General features: G+C 39.9%; 11 protein-coding genes. 4 read left to right on the top strand and 7 right to left on the bottom strand.

What is annotated here, in order from left to right; genetic code table 11:
• Positions 1-66: 66 nt before the first annotated feature.
• The 6 genes from BVH04_RS12940 to BVH04_RS12920 all read right to left on the bottom strand — a co-directional run bounded on the left by BVH04_RS12940 (position 67) and on the right by BVH04_RS12920 (position 6,802).
• Entirely contained in the window at positions 67-684 is a 618-nt protein-coding gene (locus tag BVH04_RS12940; protein ID WP_086541899.1) for a TetR/AcrR family transcriptional regulator, read from the bottom strand.
• A gap of 623 nt (positions 685-1,307) precedes the next feature.
• The gene (locus BVH04_RS12935; protein WP_086541898.1) at positions 1,308-3,965 is read right to left on the bottom strand and encodes a cation-translocating P-type ATPase; all 2,658 of its coding nucleotides are present in this window, start codon (positions 3,963-3,965) and stop codon (positions 1,308-1,310) included.
• Positions 3,966-4,892: 927 nt separating this feature from the next.
• A complete protein-coding gene (locus tag BVH04_RS25480) occupies positions 4,893-5,057 on the bottom strand; it encodes a hypothetical protein (RefSeq protein ID WP_169714431.1) in 165 nt (54 codons plus the stop codon).
• A gap of 12 nt (positions 5,058-5,069) precedes the next feature.
• A complete protein-coding gene (locus BVH04_RS26490; protein ID WP_317045501.1) occupies positions 5,070-5,246 on the bottom strand; it encodes an SDR family oxidoreductase in 177 nt (58 codons plus the stop codon).
• Positions 5,216-5,524 carry an SDR family NAD(P)-dependent oxidoreductase gene (locus BVH04_RS12925; RefSeq protein WP_317045500.1) on the bottom strand — a complete coding sequence of 103 codons (309 nt, stop codon included), beginning with the start codon at positions 5,522-5,524 and terminating at the stop codon, positions 5,216-5,218. The genes BVH04_RS26490 and BVH04_RS12925 overlap by 31 nt, the downstream gene beginning before the upstream one ends.
• A gap of 120 nt (positions 5,525-5,644) precedes the next feature.
• Positions 5,645-6,802, bottom strand: a complete 1,158-nt coding sequence (locus BVH04_RS12920) for a zinc-dependent alcohol dehydrogenase (protein ID WP_086541896.1) — start codon at positions 6,800-6,802, stop codon at positions 5,645-5,647.
• Positions 6,803-7,533: 731 nt separating this feature from the next.
• Here BVH04_RS12920 and BVH04_RS12915 point away from each other — a divergent pair.
• The 4 genes from BVH04_RS12915 to BVH04_RS12900 are packed head-to-tail and all read left to right on the top strand — an operon-like array spanning position 7,534 to position 14,527.
• The gene (locus BVH04_RS12915; protein ID WP_086541895.1) at positions 7,534-8,787 is read left to right on the top strand and encodes a YdcF family protein; all 1,254 of its coding nucleotides are present in this window, start codon (positions 7,534-7,536) and stop codon (positions 8,785-8,787) included.
• Positions 8,788-8,792: 5 nt separating this feature from the next.
• Positions 8,793-9,671, top strand: a complete 879-nt coding sequence (locus BVH04_RS12910; RefSeq protein ID WP_086541894.1) for a hypothetical protein — start codon at positions 8,793-8,795, stop codon at positions 9,669-9,671.
• 29 nt (positions 9,672-9,700) lie between these two features.
• The gene (locus BVH04_RS12905; RefSeq protein WP_086541893.1) at positions 9,701-12,967 is read left to right on the top strand and encodes a SusC/RagA family TonB-linked outer membrane protein; all 3,267 of its coding nucleotides are present in this window, start codon (positions 9,701-9,703) and stop codon (positions 12,965-12,967) included.
• Between the two features lie 21 nt (positions 12,968-12,988).
• Complete coding sequence (locus BVH04_RS12900) at positions 12,989-14,527, top strand: RagB/SusD family nutrient uptake outer membrane protein (RefSeq protein ID WP_086541892.1); 1,539 nt, start codon at positions 12,989-12,991, stop codon at positions 14,525-14,527.
• Positions 14,528-15,491: 964 nt separating this feature from the next.
• On the opposite strand, the gene BVH04_RS12895 is transcribed toward BVH04_RS12900, so the two are convergent.
• Complete coding sequence (locus tag BVH04_RS12895) at positions 15,492-26,234, bottom strand: Tc toxin subunit A-related protein (RefSeq protein ID WP_086541891.1); 10,743 nt, start codon at positions 26,232-26,234, stop codon at positions 15,492-15,494.
• Between the last annotated feature and the right edge of the window lie 27 nt (positions 26,235-26,261).

The raw sequence follows: 26,261 nt of genomic DNA, 5'->3' as shown, positions 1-26,261 counted from the left end.
ATAGAAGATGAGGTTTTTTGAATCACTTTTGATATAATGACTATTAGTCATTTTTGTTTAAAAAAATCAAATTCTTAACCCTGAGGTAATAATGAGCGCAAAGTCATGAATCAATTTTTCTTGGTTAATTACTTTCAAATCTGGAATTAGCTCTTTTTTACTTTCGATAAATTGGATCATTCCTATAGTACCGGACCAAATGATGTAATCGATGGACTGAGTGGGTACCTTGCCGGAAATCTCTCCCATTGCTTTCCCTTCATCAATGATTTTTTCTATAAAAGATTGAAGTTCAAAGCTGATTTTTTGATATCTCCCGCGCTGAACAGCATCGACCTCTTTTCTCTCGAAATAATTCAAAAGGCCGTAATACTGCGGATAGTCATGATAAAATCGGTAGCACGATTTAATAACTGATTGAAGCTTTTGGATAGGCGATTCGATGTCAGCGACAGCTGTTCTAAAATACTGATAGAGCATCTCTACAGATTTTACAGCCAATTCTGCAAATAGGTGATCTTTGTTTTTATAGTATTTATAGACCGTTCCCTTAGCAATTTGAGCATGGAATACCACCTGATCAATGGTGAAACTTTCAATCCCTTCCTTCAAAAGAACTATTTCAGAAGCAAGTAAAATTTGCTGCTTTCTGATTTCAGGAGAATGATGCTTATTTCTCTTCATAATGACTGTTGGTCATTTTATAATAGATTTAGAGAAAAAAGGTTTAAAAATTTTTTACCTATTTTTTTTTACCCTCAATGAAGGAAGATGAAGTATGGCTTTATCTTAAAAGCTCTTGGGCTCATCGGAGCCAGGGATTGCATTTGGAAAAATTCAGGGATAAAAAAATCATTAGGTCTTAAAAATTTATTTTCCAAAAAAAACTTTCAGGCAGATACTTTACCAATTAATCTGAATTAGCTGTTATGAGTATTCGCTTTGTTGCACGTTCCGGAAAAAAGCTAAATCTTGATTCTAAAGAGGATCAAATTCCCCCTTTCTCAAAGGGGGTAAGGGGGATTTTAGGATACAAATCAGTATTAAATTTAGTGAGGTGCAGGATTGCAGATACTCATTTTAGCAGTTGTCAATATTTCAGCAAACTCTCTCATAAGTTTGGGATTGAAAACTAGATCTCGACAGGAGATTGAATTGAGAAGCGCAACCATAGGAACGGCAAAAGTCACCCTGAATCTCATTGAAAAATACCGTTCTGAATACCCAACTCCTAAAAGAACGCAAACTCAGCTAAACCCACTAAAGTTTACACTAACTCTGTTTCCTTTCTAACTGTTTATTTTAGTTCAATCAATAATTTTAAACATTCTTTTAAATAATTGTATTAATACAACAGGCGCAAAACTTGTCCCGACTATGATCAACCACATAGTTGTATCAAGGGTTTGAAGTCCGATAATAGCCTTTAGCGAAGGCACTAAGTAAAAAACTGCCATGATGATTATACACAGTATCAGCGCGTACCACACGAATGCATTGCGGGTAACCTCATTTTTAATAAAAGATACCTTACGTGAAGATAAATTCAATACGTGCCATAATTGAGTCAATGCCAAACTAAAGAAAGTTATGTTGTTACAGATAGCAGGCTCGTAGTTCAGGTAAGAGCTACAATACCAGCTCACCAACATAATCGGCAATGCCATAAAGAAGGCATATACGATGATATTAATCCAATCCTTTTTGACCACAATGGCTTCCGCTGGATTGCGTGGAGGATTTTTCATAGTCAGTTCATTACCTTTGCCTAGGCCCAATGCCAATGCCGGAAAAATATCAGTAACTAAATTGAGAAACAGAATCTGCAAAGGAAGAATTGAGAATGAAAAGTTTAATAGACCTAATGTAAAAACGATGAAAATTTCACTCAGATTGCAGGAAAGCAAATACACTAAAAATCGTTTGATGTTTTGAAAGATTGCCCTGCCTTGTTCTATGGCTGAGACAATAGAAATAAAAGAATCATCCTTCAGCACGATCTCGGCAGTTTCTTTGGCTACCTGTGTACCCCTCAACCCCATGGCTATGCCGATATCAGCTTTTTTCAATGCCGGCGCATCGTTTATGCCATCACCCGTCATGGCCACAATATCCCCTCTTTTTTGATAAAGTGTAACCATATCCAATTTCTGTTTGGGATCCACTCTTGCAAATACTGTGGCGTCGAATAAGTTGTTTTCAGGTGGATTATCTTCTAATTCCTTGCCGTTGATAACGATATTTTCTTTATCGGATAGTTTTATTTTTTCAGCAATATTGAGAGCTGTTGCAGGATGGTCTCCTGTAATCATAATCACTTTTATGCCGGCGTCCCGGCAAGATTGCAATGCACCTACTACCTCCATTCTTGGAGGATCTAAAAACCCAATAAAACCGGCAAAGGTTAAATCTTCCAAGAAATTATCAGTTGGAATACTATTGTCTTCCTTGAAGGCAAACGCAAGTACCCGTGTGCCTTGTGCCTGTATTTCTTCTGATTTCTCTAAAAATATATTCTTCTCCTTTTCTGTTAGTTTTTCAATGGTATCCCCCTTACAGAAAGCTGTACACTTTTCTATCAGCACTTCCACTGCACCCTTGGCTGCAACGAAATTTCCATTGTCGGTTTTATGCAAAGTCCCCATCAATTTGGTTTCAGAGCTAAAGGCTTCCTCTGCTACACGGGGATATTGTTCGTTTATTTCGGCAAGATCAATTTTATTAGCAGCTACAAATTGTAACAGTGCAATTTCTATCGGGTCGCCTAACTGTTTTTTATCATTTCCACTATCATCCGCCACCGCATTATTGCAAAGGGTGGAGATCAAAAGCAGTTTGTCAATAATGGCTTTATTATCATCAGTACTTATTTTGTTTTGCTCAACACTTATTGTCTCATCGAAAATTGTAAGATTACTTACCTCAATTTTATTTTCAGTAAGTGTTCCGGTTTTATCTGTAAAAATCGTGTTGATGCCCCCGAGTGTTTCCACCGCCGCCAGTCTTTTTATCAAAACATTTTTTTTGGCCATACGCAGCATCCCATAGGTTAAAGCGATAGTAGCAACAATGGGCAAGCCCTCGGGAATAGCTGCTACAGCGAGTGCCAATGCAGTTTCAACAATGAGGTAGATATCTTTACCTTGAATAGCTCCAGTCACAATAAAAATAAGGGCAAACCCACTCGTAATCCACATCAGCTTTTTTGTAAGGCCTTGTAGCTTTTTTTCGAGTGGTGTACTGGTTTGTTCCGCAGTCTCTACCAGCGAGGTTATTTTTCCCAATTCAGTGTGAAGCCCTGTCCCCGTTATGATTGCCTTGGCATTGCCTTTTACAATGGCAGTTCCCTTAAAAATCATGTTTACCTGGTCTGCTATACCAGAATTTTTTTCAAGTGTTTCCAGCTTTTTGGTAACCGGCAAGGATTCGCCGGTCAGCGCTGACTCGTCGGCTTCGAACTGGTTGAGCTCAAATAAGCGACCATCAGCAGGCACGATATCTCCGGCTTCTACCAGTAAAATATCTCCGGGTACGATCCTTTCGGAAGGGATTTCAATTACTGTATTATCTCTGAATACTTTGGAAACACTTACGTCCATTTCTTTCAAAGCATTCATGGATCTGCGAGCCTGTAATTCCATAAAAAAACCAAGTGCTGCTGTAATGAATAAAACCCCAACAATTGAAAAACCTTCAAGCCAATGCTCGAATAAAAATGAAAGTGTTGCGGCAACTACCAACAACAAAACGATGGGGCTTTTGAATTGGTCAACAAGGACTAGGAAGATACTTTTTTGCTTTTGCGCTTTGTAGCTATTCAACCCATACTCCTTAATTCTTTTCTGTACTTCTTGTTCAGTTAATCCACTTTCTTGATTTGCATGAATCAGTTGAGCAATTTTTTCCACATCTTCTGCATGGGGAAATTCGATTGGATAAGAGCTATTTATGCTTTCTATTGCCATTCTATAGTAATTGTGTCTGATTGTGGGATATTACAATCTTGCTCTACGATAATTCGCAAAATGCTGACCGATAATTGTCTTGTTCATGAAAAGTAGTAAATATTTACCCTCTTTTTTCCTTTTTATAAATGACTATTATTTTATGTTTTGATTTTCTCTATTGCACTAAGAGGGCTATTTTTTGCAGTGCCCTTGACATAATCCAGGTTCATATTAAATGAGAATCAAAAATTAAGCTGTGATAGAATGCCAACTTTATACTGAGTTATTCATTGGAATTAATGTACACAAGCGTCAATGGACAGTTTCGAATTGTTTCTAAGAACAGTATTCACCTTATTTTTTGACACCCCCCTAATCCAGAGGTGCTTAAAAACTATTTCGATAACTAATGTCAAGCTATAAAGACTCTCATGTGCACAGGATCGCAACAACGAGATGTTAATTCCCATAAAGGCATTCTTGATCAGGTAATTTGAAGGTAGACCCATTTCACACCATGGTTACTTACAGAGTATAATCCCATGTTCCAGTTTCTCAATGACCAGATAAAAATCAGGTTAGAGCAAGGGCTTTATGCCCTATTTTACCTCTTGCGACTGAATCAGGCTAAATTGGCTGAAAAAAGAATAGAAATAATTAAATCATTTATACCTCTTGTAAACGCACTTTACTACGTTATCCGATTATTTTATACGGTTACGAGTAGGTTCAACACTATAAAAGAATGTGGTCATATTTGAATTTCTGTCAGTTCAATTGTGAGCTATAGCTCTTCATAAAAGAGATAGGAGAATGCACCCAAAAAATGCATTCTCCTTATTATAATTTTCCTTATATCGGTAAAGAAATTAAAATTTTCGAGAAGATTTAAAATCAAATATCTCCATAATATGATTACTTCAAATACTCAAGAAAAGAGAACTTTTAACCTTTTTCATTCTCAGAACTGTTAGGCTTTGGTTCTATAAATTCTTCTTGAGGTTTTTCGTCTGGAACGTTCTTTTTCTTCTTGTTTGTTCCAAATGGTGTCACACGGATATTATCCTTGTCTATCTTTTTTTCAAAATCACTCTCTTTGTCATTTCCCATAATTTCTATTAGTTAAGTATTTATAATATCTCCTCCGTTTGGATGGAGAAACTGTCCTGTCATATAGCTTGATAAGTCCGATGCTAGAAAAACGAAACAAGGTGCAACTTCGGAAGGCTGTCCAGGTCGGTTTAGAGGGACATTTTCACCAAAACTTGCTACATCATCCTTACCGAATGTTGCCGGTATGAATGGAGTCCTCTTTTCTCTACTTCTTTCAATGTAGCTTTTGCATCAATATCGTCACCAAGGTAGGCGATTACAACGTTTGCCCCTTCTTCTGCAAATAATATGGCAACTGCTCTTCCTATCCCGCTATCCCCGCCTGTGATGACAGCAACTTTATCTCGGAGAAGATTAGAGCCTTTATAATTTTTTTTGATGAATTCCGGTGGTGGATCCATTTTGTACTCCTTACCAGGCTGGCCAGCCTGAGCACCTCCCTTTTTCTTATTTTCTTCTGGCATAAAACAATAATTTAATAGTTGGTAAAATTTTCACTAAGTTTTAAATTACTAGTTATTTTCATATTATGAAAAATTGGTGAGTATCAAACTTGAGAAACTAGTAACTACATTAGTTTCTACTTAAGGTTTGAGAACGACTTTCACGCAATCATCTTCTTTTTTATCAAAAATCTCATATCCTTTGGTGGCCTCGCTGAGCGGCAAAGTATGCGTAATTATGTCATCTAAAATTACCGTTCCTTCAGTGACCAGATTAAGCAGTTTATCAATGTAATTAATAACTGGCGCCTGACCCTGTTTGATGGTGATCCCCTTGTCAAAAACCCGATGCAGCGGGAAATTATCATAGGTGGATCCGTAAACTCCCATTATACTAACTGTCCCACTCCTTCTAACAGCTTCAAAAGCCATATCCAAAACCTTCATACTGCCTTTTTCGAAATTCACGGTTGCTTTAAGTTTGTCCACCATTGTTCTTTCCGGTTCAAAACCTACTGCATCCACACACACATCAGCACCACGACCTTGCGTCATTTCCCGAATAGCTTCCACTACATCCACTTTGTGTGGATTAAGTGTGTCCACTTTATTTACCTCACGGGCCTTTTTTAATCGATATTCCAAAGGATCGATGGCAATTACCCTGCTGGCGCCGTTAATCCAAGCTGCTTTTTGAGCCATTAATCCAACCGGACCAGAACCGAATATAGCAACTACCTCACCACCCCTGAGCTGAGCCCAGTCGATGGCAGACCAGCCTGTCGGAAAAATATCTGTTAAAAACAGAGCCTGATCGTCACTCATTTCATCAGGGACAATTCGGGGACTTATGTCCGCATAGGGAACTCGAACGTACTCAGCTTGTCCACCTGCATAGCCTCCATACAGATCTGTATATCCAAAAAGAGCTCCTCCTTTTTGATCAGTTAAATCTCCATTAGGACCGTAATGCTCATAATTGGAATTCTCGCAATGTGGCGAAGCTCCGTGGTTACAGAAAAAACAATGACCGCAGGCAATGGGAAAAGGTACTACGACCCTATCTCCGCGTTTCAGATTAGTGATGGCTGATCCCACCTCCTCCACAATCCCCATAAATTCGTGGCCCATGATCATATTGCTCGCTTGGGGCACGGCACCGCTGAGAATATGAAGATCGGAACCGCAAATTGCGGTGGAGGTGACTTTTAGAATCACGTCTCTATCATTCTCAATTCGGGGATCATCCACATTATCTACTTGGATATTTCCCGGTTTGTGAAACACTGCTGCTTTCATGTTAATGAAGTATAGTTTATAAATTGATAGCTGAATTCATCAATTACAAAGTACTTGCCAATGGCCCACCTGTGTAGGAAAGGAAAACAAGCGCGGTTAAGTTTTTTATCTTTAAATGCATAGAAGTTAATAAAAATAAAAGGCGTGCTGCCCGCTTCGAAAATGAGCGATTGTGAACTAATTAAAAAAGTGTTCAGGAATTATAATAAGGTTGATCTGCCCAAAATTTGAATTCTTTAAAAGAAACTCATTGCAGCATCGAGCCCAAGGCCTCGATTGGGATATATTTATGTAAAACATGAGGACAGCATCATGTCTATTACAGCTCATTCATCTCTCCATTCGGAACCACTCGTTCAGAAAAGCACATTTGATCCACTGGTGTAACTTGATTTTGGGTTAACATTTAATGCTCACAATCTGAACACATCGATTTCTGGTAACAGAGTATTAATCTAGGATCTAGAAAAATTCTAACTCAAATCTTATAGCCAAATAACCACATCATCATTATACAAATCCAATAACTGGACAATATAAACTTAGATTTTAACAGCAATGTAAGGCGATAATTCAATCCGACAACTAAATTCTTAAAAAATATTTTATCTGTTCTGAACTCATTTTCAGCTCAACCACTAACTAGAAATCAAATTTTCAAGGCAGTAAATTAATAAACTTATAACACTTTTTCGGCCCGTTGTCGGGCGCTTAATTCAGTCCTTTGTAGAATGAAAACCCTCATATCATTTGTGCTCCTACTGCTAGGGAATACATGCCTCAATGCACAAACTCAACCCGATAGATCTTATAGCTGGGTAGAAGGTATACCTGTCACCCAAGCTAAAAACGTCTACTTACTTACTTTGATGGAGGAAACTCAAGCAGTAAATGAATTGCTAAAGTCAGATCAAGTTCTGGAAGATATTGCTGAGATAAAAAAAAATGAGTTGGCAGAATCTCTTGTCAATTGTGGAAAGGACGGCACCTGCTATCCTCTGACACTTTTATTTACTAAAGAAGAAGTAGAGAAAATAGCTAAGCGTCTTCACGATCTTACAACCCAAAACCCCATCCTGTCCAAGCTGATCAAGGACCACATTGCTCCTTCAGGTATGTACCAGATCCAGGAAGAAAATGATCCAGCTGCTTGGATAGCAAACGCATGGAGACAGGACGCAAATACACTCAATCACATCATAACTGTGTATGCGAAAGGGGAAAAGCCCAACTATCCAAAAATTGATTCGCTAGGTATGAATGTGCCGTCCTCGAATTATACGGCAAACATTCAGGCACTCAACGAATTGGTGTATTTGAAAACCCAGCATTCAAAACTTTTTTTCTCTACTACGCTCACTTATGCGATGGATGCATTGGAAATGGCCGGAATGGATCGAGCGGGAGATTTTGAACCCATGCATCTTACAGTAAACCAATTGGCATACAACCGTGCAAAATCCATTGACTGGGATGATTTCGACTATCCGTTGATTTTAATTCCCGGGGCAGGTACCGACAATTATTTAGATAGTATCAGCGCCGGAGGAATTTTACGCTGTAAACTCGCATTCCAAGCATTTCAAGATGGAATGGCTCCCTTTATTATTGTTTCAGGTGGCAATGTTCACCCTTACAAGGTCCAGCATAATGAGGCAATTGAGATGAAAAAGTACCTACTAAAACTAGGAGCTCCTGAATCAGCAATTTTGATAGATCCTCATGCGCGCCATACAACAACAAACATGCGAAACACGGCTAGAATCATGTTCCGCTATGGTTTTCCCATTGATCGTCCCTCGATTACTGTCACCACTCCAGCACAAAGCAATTATATCTATTCAGAAGTCTTGCAAACACGCTCTATCAAAGAATTGGGCTACTCTACATACCGAAACGGAAAACGTCTTTCGGCTACCATTGCGGAGTTCTACCCTCTGAGCTCCTCGCTTCAGATTGATGCCGACGAACCATTAGATCCTTAGACAGTATGAAAACTCAATTATTAAAAGTTGCGATTTCCTTTACAGTACTTACAATTGTGCCGCTTGCTTGCTTATACGCACAGGAAATGTCAATCATACGAATCCTGACGCTGGACAGTCTTGGTGCGGCCCAGGGAGTTTCAGCTATTGCAGATGATTTATATGTCTACGGTGATCGAGAGATTGGAATGATGAGAAAATACAGCACTGATGATACGCTGAGCTATGCTGGACTGGAATACCAATTCACCATTGATGGAAAAGACCTGATCAATCATCCGACAGGAATAGCTTGGAATGGCAAAAACACCACATTCATCGGCAATTCAATCAGACTGAATAAAGAAGGGACCAAATGGAAGGCTGTGATTCATGCCATAGACTGGGATGGTTTGATGAAAACCAAAACCCTGGATGGAAATCTCCTTGCTACGATTGACGATGATGCATGTGTGCAAGGAACTCGGCCAGAATACGTAACCTATCAAGGTAAATCTGTGGTCGCTACCTCTGACTATGGGCCTAAGGGTAATGAAGTTCGCCTGTATGATCCAGAAGCTCTAATCACGGCAAAAAAGACAAGTGAAGATGGTGTGTTGGTAGGCAAATTCACCTGCTCAGCTTGGGTGCAAAATCTGCACTGGATTGCTGAAAAAGGAATTCTTGTACTCATCCAAAATCAAATCGAAGGCAGAAAATGGAGACTAACATATTTGGATCTTGAAGCCTCCATGAAAGCCGGCAAAGAAGTGGTTTTAAAGCAGATAGACTTCGATCCTGCGGATGAACTAGAAGGATTTACTCTTTTCGGAGACAAAAATCAAGGTCTTGCAGTCTCATCATCCCGCAAAAACAACGCAGCTATTACCCAAATAACCTGGTAATCATATAAATCAACCTAATTACTAATTGAATGATGAAAAGTTTATTGACATTTTCACTGTTATTTCTATTCTTTGTAGGCAAAATATTTGCCCAAACAAGCGTAGAAGGAACCATTACCGATAGCAATGGTGCCACCCTGGAGGGCGTATCGGTATTTGAAAAAGGCACCAACAATTATGACATTTCAGATCCAACGGGAAAATACAGCCTCACCACCGGTCAGGACGCAGAGCTAGTTTTTACTCTGATGGGATATTCAGCCCAGGAAATATTAGTCAGTGGGCGTCAATCAATTGATATCCGATTAGTGGGAGAAGATCTTTCTCTGGAAGAAGTAGTCGTGATCGGTTACCAAACATTAAGAAAATCCGACCTCACAGGAGCCGTCTCTAATGTAAAAGCAAGGGATCTCAACCTAACTACTCCGACAGTAGGTCAAGCACTTGTGGGAAAAGTCGCAGGTGTGCAGGTATCGCAAGTTTCCGGTGCTCCTTATGAAACTACCAAAGTGCGTGTGAGAGGCATCGGTTCCATCAATGCAAGCTCAGCACCGCTTTATGTTATTGATGGCTATCCAGCTGGTAATGATGTGTACATCAATCCGAATGACATTGAGTCAATTGATATTTTGAAAGATGCAGCCTCCGCGGCCATCTATGGATCCAGAGCTTCAGGAGGCGTTGTTCTCATCACTACGAAAAGAGGTAAAGAAGGACAGGCCAAAGTTGAGTTTGATTTTATGTCTGGAACGCAACAACTGGAAAAGAAAATAAAGCTTCTAAATTCCACCCAGTTTGTGGATTTATTGATAGATGCCAGAAATAATAACTACCGTAACCTAATCGAAAATGCAGGCAGAACATGGAGTGAGGCTATGTATTCTGATCCGAACAATGTAAGGGTAGCCAATGTGGGAAATGCTGGAGGGGTAAGTATTCCAACAGAATTCTATGACTTTGCAAACCAGCAGGCTATTGCGCCCCAATACAATACCGACTGGCAGAATGTACTTTATCAGACAGCCCATACGCAACGCTACAATTTGGCAATCAGTGGAGGAAACAAGAAAGCACGATATTTCGTAAGTGGCGGTTACCAAAATCAACCTGGTATTATTCAGACTACTGGACAGGAAAGATTAAATCTTCGGGTAAATATAGATTCAGAAGTAAGTGAGCGTTTTAGAGTTGGTGCAAATGTTTCCTTAACCACCAATGACAACCAAGAAGTACAAGAAGGTCGCTTCAATCAAGGACCAATCTTGGGAGCATTGATATACATGCCAATATTCAAAGCATACAATGAAGATGGTACATTGTCCAAAAATGAAGCGGCATCTCTATCCTCAGCCTATGGTTTTCAGTCTATAGAAAACCCGTTGGCTCTGGCAAGTGAGACCAAAATCAACCGATTGGGACAGCGAAGCACCTACAACGTGAATGCGAGCTACGACCTGCTGGAGGGATTGACTTTCAAAGCCAACCTAGGAATGCAAAATTACAACGAAAAATACGAGTTCTACAAGCCAACCAGTCTTAGTAGCGGCGCAAACCCTCCCAATTCAGATCAGGCAAAAGCTGCGGCTTATGCCATTTCTCAAACACTCAATCAGCGTGATAAATTGGGAGAATTCACCTTTAGCTACCTGAAAGACTTTAACAAACACTCACTGAATGCCCTTGCAGGATACACCATTCAAGCTACCGATATTGACGTAATCAGCGTTACTTCCAAAGGCTTTGAAAATGACAATATCAAAGAAATAACAGGCAAGGGTGCGGATCCCGCAAATTTTCAAATGAATGGAGGAACAGGGAAATCTAGGAACACTTTGCTCTCCTACCTAGCAAGAGTTGGTTACAACTATGATAGCCGCTATTATTTGACAGCTTCTTTTCGTAGAGACGGTTCATCAAGATTTGGCCCGCTCAATCGTTATGGAAATTTCCCATCAGTTTCTGCTGCATGGAATATTTCCAACGAAGGCTTTTACAATGACTGGCTGGGAGAAGGCTCTTCTCTAAAACTTCGCGCTAGCTGGGGTCTTAGTGGAAACAACAATATCGGTAACTACAACTACTTGCAAGTAGTATCCAGCCCACAAGGTGTAGTGTTCGGAAATGGAAACATCGCTTCATCAGTTTACCCTCAGTCATTGCGTGATCAAGCACTAGGCTGGGAATCTACAAGTCAATTCAACTTAGGTATTGACACTGAATTATTTGATGGAAGATTATCAATCATTGCTAATGCCTACAGCAGTCGTTCCTTCAACCTACTGTTTAACCGACCAATCTCAGCAATTTCAGGGACAACATCCATCTTGACAAATCTGCAAGACTCTAAAGTTGAGAACAAAGGAATTGACCTGCAAGTAGACGCTGTTGTGATTTCCAAACAGGATTTCGACTTAAATATCAGTGGAAATTTCTCGCTAAACCGAAATAAAGTATTGGATCTTGGTGGTGGTAGTACGATTCTTTCGAGAGGTGCCGAGCGTTCCTATTTGACTCATATTACCACCACCGGGCAGTCAATTGGTATGTTTTACGGATTTAAGGTAGATGGCATGGTTCAGGAAAGTGACTTGGACAATATTGCTGCTGATAATGCCGTGTACGATCCAGCTACTCAGTCTTTCCCTGAAGGATATGAAATAAAGGGTCCACCAAGATCATTGTCTTCCAGTACTCCTTTGCATGCAGGTGATCTTTATTTTGAAGATGTAAATGGAGACGGTATTGTAAATGATGAAGACAAGACGGTTGTCGGTTCTCCCTACCCTGACTTCACTTATGGAATGTCTGTAACCGGTAATTATAAAAGCTTTGATTTTGCTGTATCCATGAATGGTTCTCAGGGTAATGAAGTACTTGACGGTCAGGATTATTACCTGTTCAATATGGAAGCCTCGGGCAATCAATATGCAGTCGTAGATGATCGCTATCGTGATGCCAACAATCCAGGAAATGGTTGGGTTTATAAAGCTTCCCGAGGAGGAACTCAAAGTAATTCTAGCAGACTTTCCACTTTCTATATCCAAGACGGATCATTCCTTAGAATCACAAATATTACGGTGGGTTATACTTTGAGAAATATGGCTACGCTAGAGCGTTTATCCATTTCAGGACTTCGTCTCTACGCAGGTGTAGATAACGTATTCACCTTCACCAATTATTTGGGTTACAATCCTGAGGTTGATTATAACGATGGAGCCAACCTAACCCCAGGTGTGGATTATGGTAAGTATCCATTGATGCGTTCCTTTAACCTAGGACTGAAACTAACCTTTTAATCACCAAAAGAGAATTACGACATGAAATTTTATAGCAAATTAGTTATTGTACTCATAGCCTTGATAGGATTACAGGGATGTGGCGAAGAATTTCTGGATCTTTCAGATCCAAATGCAGTATCTGCAGTTACTTTCCTCAAAACAGAAACGGATGTAGAATTAGCGGTAAACGGCATCTATTCTGCAATACGCAGCAATAGTGCATTGGGTGAAGGTAGTGCCTTATACAGTGATGAGAGAAGTGACGACATGGGGCGAAATGACAATCAGTCCAATGCAGGTGAACCTTTCCAGTTTAATGATTTCTCCCTTTTGCCGAGTAATACCTACCTGAAATCCTATTGGTCTGCCTTATACACTAGTATCTCCAGAGCCAATTATGTTCTCAACAACATGGAGGATGTGAACTACACCAATGAAAGTCTGAAAAGTTCACACATGGCTGAGGCTAAATTTCTCCGTGCGTTGACTTACTATCATTTGGTGCGCAAATGGGGACAGGTACCGGTGATAACTGAGCAAATTGACACACCAGATCAATTGGCAGAGCTTACTTACCGTGAGACAGAAGAGAATGTATATGCACTTATCGTAGCAGATCTTCAAGCAGCAATTGCGAGTACTCTTCCTAATATCCAACCCTTATCAGGAAAAGGGCGAGTATCGAAGGTGGCTGCTTACGCCCTACTTGGCGAGGTTTATTTGACAATGGGAAGTAACAACATCCCGGGACAAGACCCATCAGCATATTTCAACCTCTCCAGACAAAATCTAACTGAAGCCTATAGCCTAAGAAGCTTTGGAGATCTTAAGGACATCAGTTACGCGTCAGTGTTTGATGTAGACCAGAAATCCACGAACCCTGAATTGATCTTTCAGATCGTTTATAGACAAAGTGATCCGAACTTGAGCTCAACTATAGCAAGAAACAATCAGGCTTTGGGAGAAACCATCAACTCGCAGCGCCCATCCACTGGAGCAGGAACCCGAGTAAATTTGGATTTGGTCAATGAGTATGAACAGAACGATCCCCGAAAAGAATTTTCCGTGAAATTTGCGCCAGCGCCGACCGTTCAGCAATGGTTTATAACCAAATACAGAGATGTAAGCGATGCAGCTGGAGTGAATGGCTGGGGCGGAAATAACCATATTATGATGCGTTTTGCCGATGTGATTCTTCTACTCGCAGAAGTAAACATGCAACTGGGCAATGACGCAGAAGCTATTGGTTTTCTAAATCAAGTACGCGAAAGAGCCGGCTTGCCACTCTACGAAAAAGCGATGCAGGATCCAGCCTACTCGTCCGAGTTTCCAACGTTAAAATTGGCAATTTTGCACGAAAGAAGAGTTGAGTTAGCCTTCGAGCAAAAACGTTGGTATGACCTGCTCAGAGCTTTTACCAAAGAAGAACTGGTGGATTACTTCCAAAGTAAAAATCAATCAGAATATGGACAGGCAAATCTGCAAAACATCAGTACTAAGGATCGCTACTACCCTATCCCCTTTGATGAATATCAACTGGATCCTGAAAGGATGTATCAAAACCCTGGATACAATTAAGAGTCTTTACCAACCTTAAAATAAAAAAGGCTACCCCAAATTGGAGTAGCCTTTTTCGATTTTTTAAGATACTATTCCACAGAGTGTGTATTCGATTATCACAATTGTGTTTCCGGATTCTGGGTTTTGGCACACAGACGATCACCTTCATCTAAAATGACAATCGATAGGAAACCCAAAAGCTGGAAATGATACTGGACAATCTGGAGATTGAGAGCAAGTTTCATTAATTAACTAGCCCGAGGATCGGGATTATACACAATGAATTGGTTGTGATCAGGCACTGCGGGATTATAGGAAGTTTGGTAAAAAAAACTAATAATGCCGCTGATCCCTAGGCATTGATATTGCTGCTGACTGAAAAAGAATCCCGAATTCTTACACTTTATAATCCCAGATACTGTCCCTGCTGTGGCAAAGAAACCATGGTGAGTGACCAGAGAATTCCCAAACCAGAGCCGTCAAAAGGCAGCCACCTACCGAAAACCTATACTTTATAGATTCCAAAATGGTTGGGCTTGTATAGCTATTTCAAACCAAAAAGAAATCCTTTCAGAATAAGTCTGAACGGGAAAAGAATAAATTTGACTTCTGTCTTTATTGAACTCTTCAGGGATATTCAGACCACTTTCTTGACGCTGAATCATTCGAAAGACCCCTGAAATCCCGACTCAATCCAAATAGGTATTTCACCGATTTTCCAGCCCGGCAAGTCAGTTTATGTCAAAACTTATACTTCACCACCATCATCAACTCCTCCATTTTACTTTGTCTGCATCTGCTTTAAATTTCAACATCAACATTAATTCCCCTACATAATTTCAAATCATCTATTCTCCAATATTTGTTGGAGGTGTCGCATCAACATTGACCATAAAATATAGCCTAATTATGTGTTACCTTTTCAATTTCAGCGTCAAACGGTTGGGCCATGTAAGATAAGCTTGATTTAATAATTTTAAACTTAAAGAATATCTCCTAATTTATAATGAATAACTACAAACAAGTCAGATATTTCTTCCGGGCTAGTATCTATTTGATTATATTTTTGAGGATTGGTAACATCTTCTTTATGTCTGAGTTTTATTATGAGAGGCAACATAATATTGATTTCTTCGGCATTAAAACTATCCGTGGAACCTGTAACAGTTGCTTTTTGCATATTTGCAAATGTTGCATTCTCAGGCATTGAAATCTCTAATGAAGTCATCGGGTTATCATCTAAATCAGTTGCTTTAAGAATCAGTTTGTACTCTCCCGTGCGAGTTGATTTCATCAAGACCTCAATTTTACTTACATCAATACTCCTGTTTTTCGTAAAGAATGGGAAATGCTCTTTCTTTAAAGTGACCGCCAGCGATTGATCAGACCCTGCAATAACAGGATATAGGAATTTATTCCATTCGGTGGAAAATTCATGTTTGAGACTAAACATTCGCATTAAAGGTTGTGTACTTAATTCAGCAGTATTCATGAGAAAGTTTTTTAAATAAGTAACAGCACTTTCTTTGAATAAACCTGCGTCTTCACGTGCTGTGTAGCTGATGTGAAGTATAATGTCAGATATGGTTGAGTAATCGAACTGTCTTAGATCAACATCTTTAGTAAGTTCGATTTTCCATTCGCTAATAGCACCGGCACCTTCAAAAGGAAGATAACGTTCATCGCGGAAATTAAGCTCAAACATTCCGGAATCACGTTGTCCTGTGCTGGTAGCAATTGCTTTTACCGGAACATTACTTTCCTTAAAGCGATCATCCTCTATCCATACACCTTCGTCATGGCTGTGTTCGTAAGCTCCTGCATCATTCATGGCTGTATTGGTGCGAACTATATTTCTCAATAAGCGAAGCGAGCAGTTAACCGATGTATGCGGCCCTGCTATGCACGGCAGCGATAAACTCACGGATTTAATTCTGCGGAAATAATGTCCCGGGTAATCCAGGTCATATAACTCTTCAGGGATAGTTAGAAAGCACTTGCCCGTGGTTTTTAATTCTTGTAAAGCAAGTGGATTAAGCATGGCCATTGATATGCTTTTTGTTAATTCAAGTTCCCGCTTATTTTCTTCGAGGTACGATTTTTCTAGCTGGCGTAATGCGAGCTGCAGTTTTTCACCTGCACATAGTCCCTGCATCGCGTTATCCCAGTAACCATATTGGATAAAGCTTGTAATTTCATTGCCTAATTCATACCGGTAGCATTTTTCCACTTTCTTGGCCATATCATAAGCCAAATTATAGCTTTGCTTGTACACTGAAAAAAGTTGCTCCTTCATCCATTGATATAGCTCCTGGTTGGTAAATTTGTCTTTAAGATATTGTTCGATCTGTTTGGTATTTACAATTTGCAGTTTGTGGTTAGATAATTCCTTTTGTGCAATTTGAAGTTTTATATCCGCGGAAGTGATTTGCTTATCAATTTGAATCATCTCTTTAGCGGCAAGATTTGCCTGTAATGTCCATTCTTGTTCTCTCCTGATATAGCCAGCCAATTTTTGGGATGCCGCAGCCTCCATGGAAAGAAATGTACCTACCGCATGCGCTGCACTTGCTACGCTGGAAGCGATACCGCCTAACTGTACTCCGCCAAATCCAAAACCAGCTCCAATACCTAATGGCTTAACGTCTGCAGAAGCTTGAGGAATCAAGCGAAGCCCAGCAGCGATACTCTCTGCTAGTCCTGCAGCCCCTGTGACCCATTTTGCTGCTTCACTTAAATCCAAATCTTCTTTCTCCCTTTTGATTAATTTTATACCACTTTCGTCACTGTCAACTAACGATCCATCTACATCGATATCAATTTTATTGATTAAGGTATCAATCGGTAATTGGCTTAGAGAATCAACATCTTCAGTGATTGTTGGTGGAGCAGGAATTTTAACTTGTCCCGTGGACAACAAAGCCTTATAATGGTTGAATCTATAAGCTGATGTGTCCCGTGATTTTAAAAGTCCTTGCTTTACCACTCTCGAGTCGAGTACTTGGCGTTCCTTGATGGCGGTTACCAAATCAAGCATGGCAGTTTCCTGCGAGGCGCGTACTCTTCCAAGTTCTTCAATGTCTTTCTTTTCTAAAGCTGCAAGCAATGCGCTTCCAAGGGATTTCACTTCCACGCAGAATTCATTAGCCTTTTGTATTAAATGGATGAAACGGTACATGGGTGGAGGACTACTCAAATCCGATAGAATGCTTCCAAGGCTGAGCCCTTGCGATGCAGCGTTGATTAGCATAGCTGGGTCTATTGGCGGTGAGAAGAGTGCGAGCTGCCGTTCCGAGCCATCAATATCCATGCAATGACGAATTTTGAAGAGCCGGTCAGCAATGGTGTCCCATTGCTCCATCAACTTCTCATTATTGGGTAAACAGAAATAAAGCGCATGACCTATTCCCAACAACGCTGGGCCACTGCTGCCTGTACTTGCAGGAATGGAACCACTATTAGGAAAAATATTTTCCAATTCAATTACAGCATTTGAAAAATCATCCCATTTATTTTTTTGTGAATCATACGTTTCGGCTTTTATCTTTCCGCGTTTAGGAACAGATTCAGGTCGAGGTCCCAATATATGGTTGGCGATCACATAAAGTTGCAATGCTTCATTTACAGATTCACGGGTAAACGTTCTGAAAAGTGTGTCACCCCACATGCGGAAGTTCTCAACGTATTTAATTACCACATTTTTCATGAAAGCAAGTGGCCGATTGCGGGCTATAATAAATGGTTTGAACTGATTCTGCCGCCATTCCTTTATTGTTGGATTTTCTACCGCTGTGCTCGCACCCAAGCTCTGAAACCAATCTTCAAGGTTTTCGGCAGCAGTTGTTTTGAAAGGAAGCACTTTCCAATACCGTGAATTTTCTGTTTGCCCTGCAGCAGGCATCTCATCCGTTGTAGGATCAAAAATATAATGAAACCACTTCATCGCTTCTTCGTATTTACCGTTTTTACTCAGGCGTGTAGCAATGTAAAGCGGAGCATGAAAGAACAATTCCCAATTATAAATGCTGTTTGCTCCATAAAGATCAAAGCAAATATTTTCTTTGTAGTATGTGTACGGTTGACCTGGTTTATAGTCATTCAATGGGGGCGCTTTTTTAACCAGACCTTGATAAAAATTGGGGTTGTAATTGGAAGTGAAAATTGTGCCGTAGTCGTTATAAAAGGGTTGCTGAATTATGTTAAGAAAGGTATCACTACCCATTAAGCCTTTAATGCCAAATACATTTAAGTTTTTTACAAATTCACTAGAAAACGGATGGTAGAAAGTATGGAATTCCAACCCTCTTTCTATGTGCGTCTGGAAAAATTTATCGGTTTCGATTATACCTGAAAATGCCTGGCCCCATCCAGCAGTATTTTTTACCTCATGATCAATAGATAATATTTTAGGTGGGATCTGTTTTACGATGTCAATTTTATCATGAACGTTCCCCGGTTGATCAGTACCCAGGATTGTGGATAGATTAGTGGATGTGGCATATGCTACATGGTTTTCAATTAAGTATGAACTTCCCTTCTCAGGACTTTTTAAATAATCCCAGACTTTTACATCAATCGGACGAACAAAATATGTGTGCTTGCCAGCCTGATAAAAAAATGGATAATTTAATGTTTTGTCAAAATCAAAAACCTGTGTTGAGAATAAAATTTTATGATCAATATTATTTTGAAGAAAAGTAGAGCCTTTAAAATCGAGAGTGCCATTCTTTTTATGGGTCGTGAAAAAGTCTGAATAACTTTTAAGTCTAAACCCACTGCTACCATTCCAACTGTAACCGTAAACTTTGGATTGAATATCGTGTATGCCGAAGTTTCCAACAATATTATCTTTATCCTGGACCCAAATTACTAAGACGTTATCGGATTGGATATTAAATTGAAGCTTGTAATCCGAAATGTTTCCTATTGGTCCATACATTGAACTTTGTCCATTAATATACTCTTTGGTAAGTTGTTTGGAACTCCACTTACCATCAACATATTCGGACCAGGCAAGTCTTATTTCATAATGCTCATATGATTTTACGGTATCTGGAGGCCAATTAGAAATCTCTTCGATGGTGGCCTTTCTTATGTTAGTGTAAGGAGCGTTAAAAAAGTATAACGTCTCTTGCGCCATCGGTGTGATCACCTCTTCTTTTTTAATAAACTCTGCCCAAAAAACAAATAAGCGGTTTTTCCATACAATAGGCATCAGATGAACACCGCTATTATCACCATCTTCCGTCATTCTTATATCCACCTGAACTTTTTCCCATGCACTCCACTTATAGAATTCATTGCAGGTACGGTAGAAGAATTGATAAGGTGAATTATGCGTTCGTCCGAACACGTGAAGGAATCTCATCATTCCGTTGGGATAGTTTTCCTGATACATGCCGCATACATCCGGGTTTGCAACCGCGTTAAGTTTGGTTAGATAATTCCGAAAAGCTGTCTCAACACTTCTCTCAGTAATATCGTTTTGTGTCAACTCAGATTCAAGTTCTTTGAAAAATGGACTTCGGTCGTCACGCCATTCGGGCTCCAACCAGTTTTCAGGATAGCAAAATATTTTTCTATTAACTTCCCACACGCGATAGTATTCCATCCATCCCCATCGCTCTTTGTCGATAGCCTCCGGTGAAACACCTATTTCCACTCCAGAACCCGTATCGCTTTCTAAATTCAGAAGGCAACGGTTTACATACATCTGCACTGCTGCGTTTGCCTGCACAATGCGTGAGGAATCCATGCAGGTACCCATTTGCACATCGATAAGGAAATATTCGAATAGTCCGTCAGCATCTGTTACACCCCAATCTATCAATTCCTGTTTAGTAAGCAGGTAACTTATCAGTGCTTGCTGTTGATTCTCTCTGATCTTATCGCTTAAACTTCCGGCCAGTTTCAACCAGTCTTCCTCTTCGTATTTTGCTTTTACCGTGCTTTTCACCAAATCCGCAGTAGCAATCAATTGATCAAAATCAGTTTCAGGCGTAGCCCATTGCGCCAAAGTTTGTGCAGAGAGTCCCGTTTTTACTACAAAGGAAACAGCATTGTAAATTTTTGTAAGCTCAATTTCATTTCTGAGATCCGCAGGCATTAAAACAAAATGCGTATTAATCAGATAAATAATGGCATTGAAGTCCCATCCAGTAGCCAGCCAAAGGATATTTGTAAGAGAAGCAATTGACGGAACTGGGTTCGTGTTATTAGCCCTGGAAAAAAGATCAATTAACGATGCCTGCGATTGCGGGATAGCATTTCGTAATGCAACATAATGATTGATCCGTTGCCAATGTATAGGAGTGAGGGCTTTAAAATCGAGATTGTCGAAATTGATTTTGTGCCTGGCAAAATGATCTACTTCCTTATTGGTTAATGTAAATCCAGAAACGAATTTAGCAGCACGATGAAATGTTTGAGCGGTATTTAAGAAGGATGTAACTACTTCTGAAGGAAAAGCGGAAACAGCAGAAACTATTTCAACAGCGGTGGTGGCCGTTTTCCATGAAAACGAAATCCCTGCGTTTCCGGTAAGCTCTGAATATTCTAGTACCACTTTGTACATTTTTGAACTATTCAGAAGTGCTATTGTTTCCCAGGAAGTGCGCACGTCAGCAGTAGTTTTTTTCAGGAACAAGGCATCATCGAGGTAAAGGTCAAAGGCTTCATCAACTCCTTTTACAGCAATGATCAAAGTATATTCCCCGCTTGAAGGAGCAGCGATATAACCCTCCCAACGAACACCGAAGTTGTTCACCGGGATAGTAGGGCTAGGCGAAGTTGCCGCCCAATTAAAATTAATCTCTTTGTCGGTTCTTTTAACTACAGACGGAGGGGTAAATAAAGCATTAGAAAAGTACTCAGCCGTAAATCCTTCCAGGGCGATCGACTTAATGAGAAGAGGTAAATCATTTTTAACGAGCACTGCAGTTGTTTCTTCACTTAGCGCTGCAAGAGTAGCCATGTATTGAATGACGGTTTCTTCATATAATTTCTGCTTGAGTAATGGCAGATAATTTGAATAAACGAATTGAAGTTTTTCTTTCAGCGTTTTCTCTGATGGCTGTTTAGGATGATTCAATAAAGTAATCAAATCTGCATTAAGTAACCCGGCATTCGCAGCAGCAAAAATTGCATTGAAGTTTTCTTTAATAAAATCTTCAGGCATCTTGTAAATAAGCGCTACAGCATTTTTAAAGTTCGTGTTTGTTCCGCTCAGACCCTGAAGCTTATTGCGCTCATCATCAAACATGACACCCGTGCATGACAACCTTCCGCTTGCTTTTGTATAGGTGAACTTTGGAGAAAGTTCATCGGGTATCACAACGGTCAGGTTTGCATCTGTGATCAAACTATAGGAGGGACTGACAGATGGCAATGTTTTAGACAGCGTGTATAAAGAAACAACGGCCATTGCGAAACTATCGTTAGCTCCTGGCAGTGCCTTCAAAGTAACTCTTTCCACCTCACTCATGATACCCTTGGAGGCGAGGTCTCCGCTAACGGAATTGTAAGTGTATTTAGACGCAAGGGCAGATGGTATTATGATAGGGAGGCCAGGATCGGTAAGAACACGAAATGATTGCTGTGACTCAATGATTCCAATAAGGTGAGTTACCATATCTGGTTTAAAAGAGAGAGAGAGATTGCTTCGCAGAATATCGGATGTCAGGGGCGTTGATGGTGTTGCCGGGTAACTTTGTTCTATTGTATTGAATACCTGGCGGATATCCCGTATCGATTGTTTTGCTTTCTCATCATTTAGGCCCAATGTAGATTCAGCGGGCAACATACCGTTAAAAATGTATTGCAACGAGACAGCCTTGAATCCTGCTTTCTTGATTGACTCCGCCAGTTGATAAAAACTATCTGTATTCGCAGGTGATATCGATATGAAAACCGGCTCAGCTGGCGGAATTGCCGGAGCAGGAATCGATAAAATACTAAAAGGAGTTGCATTGAATATTTGTGTCAGCAAACAGAAATCGGGAACCTTGAATTTTAATGCCTTACTTAATACAGTGTAACGGTAGATGATACTCAGGTTATAAATATTTAATAAGTCCATTGACAGATCAATCGCTCGCTCAGTCCCGTTGTCTTGAATGCGCGCTACCTTAATAATTGCATTGAGATCTTCTTCCGACATTCTGAATGCAGCCAGCATCGCAGGAATATGATCTTCTAAAACCGCTGTCGTGTCAGTAAGATAATTCCCGAATTTATCTGACAAAAAAGCGCTGTCAATCCGCTGCACAGCTTTGTTCAAAAACAATTTCTTATAGAGGGATTTTTCTCCATAAGTATCAATACTACCCCAAAGTGTTGCCAAACTATTTACAGAAAGCTTCAATTTCTTATTGAGCAAAACAGTTTCTGATAATTTACTCATGGTACTGTCTGTAATAGCAGTTTCGCCCAAAGCAACAAGCATGAGATCTACCTCATGAATTTTCCAGCCAAGCTTTCTCCACAGACGAACAAAGCGATGGATTTTTGACCATGTGTCATCGGTGATGCCAGAGGAAGCACTCCCTGCATAAACATTTTGAACTGTTTTTAAGACTGTTGAATCCAGATCGCATAATGATTTAGTTTGGAACAATGTTATCACAGCATCGAAATTATCAAAAAACTCAACCACCCATGCTTTAAAATCAGCAGGTTGCATTTTTCCGGCCAGCACGAGCATAATATCGGCATCTGTGGAGGGATCAAGTGCACCTGCATTGATTTGTTGAAACTTGGTGTAAATTGTTTGCGCGCTCATCGTGCTAGCGGCAAACAGTTCCTGAAGAAATTCAAGAACGCCCTGATGGGGATTGATAAACCTGGTCTTAATCAGCTCAAGCAAATCGACATACTTCATCCCAGACTTTCTCAGTATGCCGTCCGAGATTCCTGTTCCGGCCATTTTTTCCACGTCTGCCGGATTTGCATAGCCAAAGTAATGATGTAATTCCCTTATAGGTTTTGGCAACGTTGTACTCAGCTCATCAAGATCAGGTTGTCCTTTAAAATCTTTTAATGTTAAAACTCTGTATTCTTCCTCTGAGATACGCAGAGCTTCCGATTCAATCGCCTTAACAGCCTCAGGAGAAAAATCTTTTTGCAAACCTCTCATTACTTCATAACGCTCTGTTTTAAGATGATCGCTATAAGTTCGTATGACGTCAAGTGGCTGATGATAAGGAAGTGAAAATGGGTAGACCGAATTTTTTAAAATCCGATAGGCTTCAGGCTCAAAGTTCTGAGGATTAGCCCGCAATTCATCGGCAGATGTTTCACCGGTATCATGAGCAGCATCCTTGTTTAATATTCCATGATAGGTATAGTACTCCATCACTTCATTAACCAGGTCTATATACGGAATGATGGTGTTTGTATTTTCACACGTTAGCGGAAGGTGAAGAATATCAGGTCTGCGTGCACTGAACATGTCAAGCGGTGACTTACCAACTGCATTTGGAACTCCTCTCCAGAGAAAACGCAAAAGGTCAACCAAATAAGCAGCTGCGCTATATACGCTGCGGCAATGTTCACATTCACATATATCGGGGCTCCCAAAGATCTCTGAATAATTTGGATTATGTCTTTTGGAGACCTGGTTCTGTAATATTGCCACAGCTGCCTCGCGGTCAGATTTCGAATAAGCAAAACCAGGCGCAGCGAGATGTGAGAGATCATACATTTTTATAGCACGTTCCGCAGCAAGCGTACTTAAATGTTCCGCGCGTTGATATACAACCTCCGCCATCATATCGCCACCCAATTCTTCACTATGCATTTTAATAAAACTTTTCCTGGGAAAACTTGAAATGGTGTATGCAGAATTTAAATTTTTTCGCATCAGGATACCCATTACTTCAGGCTTTGGACTAACCTGGAATATCCGTTGCATACGGTTTAGCTCGATTTTTACTTCGTTATAATGTTCTTGTGCTATAGATTTAAGTTCTTCAGCATATTCATGAACGGGTGAAGTACTTATATCAAAGTCTGGGTTTTGATTTACGAAAGCTAAGATTGTTTCTGAAACGTTCGCATCTCTGATTGGCAATTCCCTATTCTTTATCATTACTGCGATCTTTTGAGTAGGATACGCAGCATTTAATAGGGATTGAATTTGTTCTGCATAAACATTTATCTTTTCACTTTTATTTTTACCTTCAATAAAATCAGGAACTCCTGTTTTCTTTAGGATTTTTTTCCAATCACTGTCCTTTAGCTCGATTAACTCTGTAACCGATGAAATTTGTTGGTTAAGTTGCAGTTCTTCCATTAAAGGCTGGTGGTTCCCACCTATTAGGAATAATTGCTGCGTAAGTATAAGACCGGAGATAAGCTCCGGCTTCTCTTTAAATTCTTTAATTCCAGGTAAATATTTGCTCCAGAATTTTTTGTAATCAATTTCTTCATTGACCGCACTTTGATTTTTAAACTTGCGGTACGCGTTAACAAATGCGTGTTGCTGCTGTTTTTCGGGAAGCGCTGTTGAAAGCATTTTCTCTAAAGAGGGAGCTTGATCTTCTCCCTGGAATTGAAGGATATATGCAACAGCGCATTCATGTATGATTTGAAGAAATACAGCAATTTCCTTTTCATTATATTTTTTTATAATTTTTCCTTCTACTGCTTTTTCGATGGCGGATTTAAGTTCACTATCTGTTTTTCTGTACAGTACTAACCAATTAAGGTCTATACTTTGCCTGCCTGTTCCGTACAATAATTCATGGGAAAGGTTTTCACAATTATGTTTCTCTTCATTTTTATTTTGCTGCCTCTTTTTTTTATCTGGATTATCATTTTCTTTTTTACCGGTTCTTAACTTTTCTGCATCAACTGCAATTTGGATTTTCGTCTCACTTTCATCTAATTCATCGGAAGCAAATTTTACCTGGTCGTTTGATTTTGCTAATTCAATCAACGTGACCTGGCTTTCCTCTAAGAAAGGCAGGAGCCGGCTCATCACGATTTCATATTCCGTTCTTTGATCATCCCTGGTAATTAAGATCTCCAAATTTCTTACTTGACCGGCATCTGAATATTCTCTGGAATTGACTAAGCGCGACCTTCCTGTAATTTCCCCTTCTTTATTAACCGCATACACTATTACATCCGCTTTTTTCCTTTCTGCTTTCTGAAATTTGAGGCTGGTAAATTCCAGATAGTAATTTCCATTTATGTCTGAACGGCTTTCATTTAAATATTCAAACCCGGCATTTTGTTCAATTTCTTGTATCAAGTTAACCGTACGATAAATGGCAGCGCCTCGAAGATCTACATCGAATGCTATCACAGTCTGATCTTTAACCCGTTCTTTATTTTTGTTGTGAACAAATCCGATGATACTAAATTTCGCTTCAGCACCCCGCGAAAATTCGAAAGGATATCCCTCCGGCCTATCTATCTCCAACCCATTAAATTCGCCTAAGAGCTCATTTAATCTTTGCGCTGTAAGATTATCCACTGTGCCCATCTCAGGGGTTTGGATCTGAAAAATTTCCTGCAAAAAATTCACAAGCTTAAGCGTTGCAGTTCCGTACAATTGCTTAAACACGTCGGCTTTATAGGCATCCTGAAAACCCGAATCGTTAAAGAAGTTATTGATCTCGGGGTTATTGAGTTGTTGGGTCAGGAAAAATAGGGTGTAGTGCAAGTTTTCAACTTCACTGCCCTGGCTGTTTTTTTGAAGTGGAGGTGTGAGGAGGTGCATATTAGTGGTTTGATTTATTGGTTAATT

The sequence above is a fragment of the Algoriphagus antarcticus genome (genome assembly GCF_002150685.1).
In the GTDB taxonomy this organism is placed as follows: domain Bacteria; phylum Bacteroidota; class Bacteroidia; order Cytophagales; family Cyclobacteriaceae; genus Algoriphagus; species Algoriphagus antarcticus.
The sequence above is the reverse complement of the archived record's forward strand: the minus strand, read 5'-3'. Positions and strand labels throughout refer to the sequence as shown.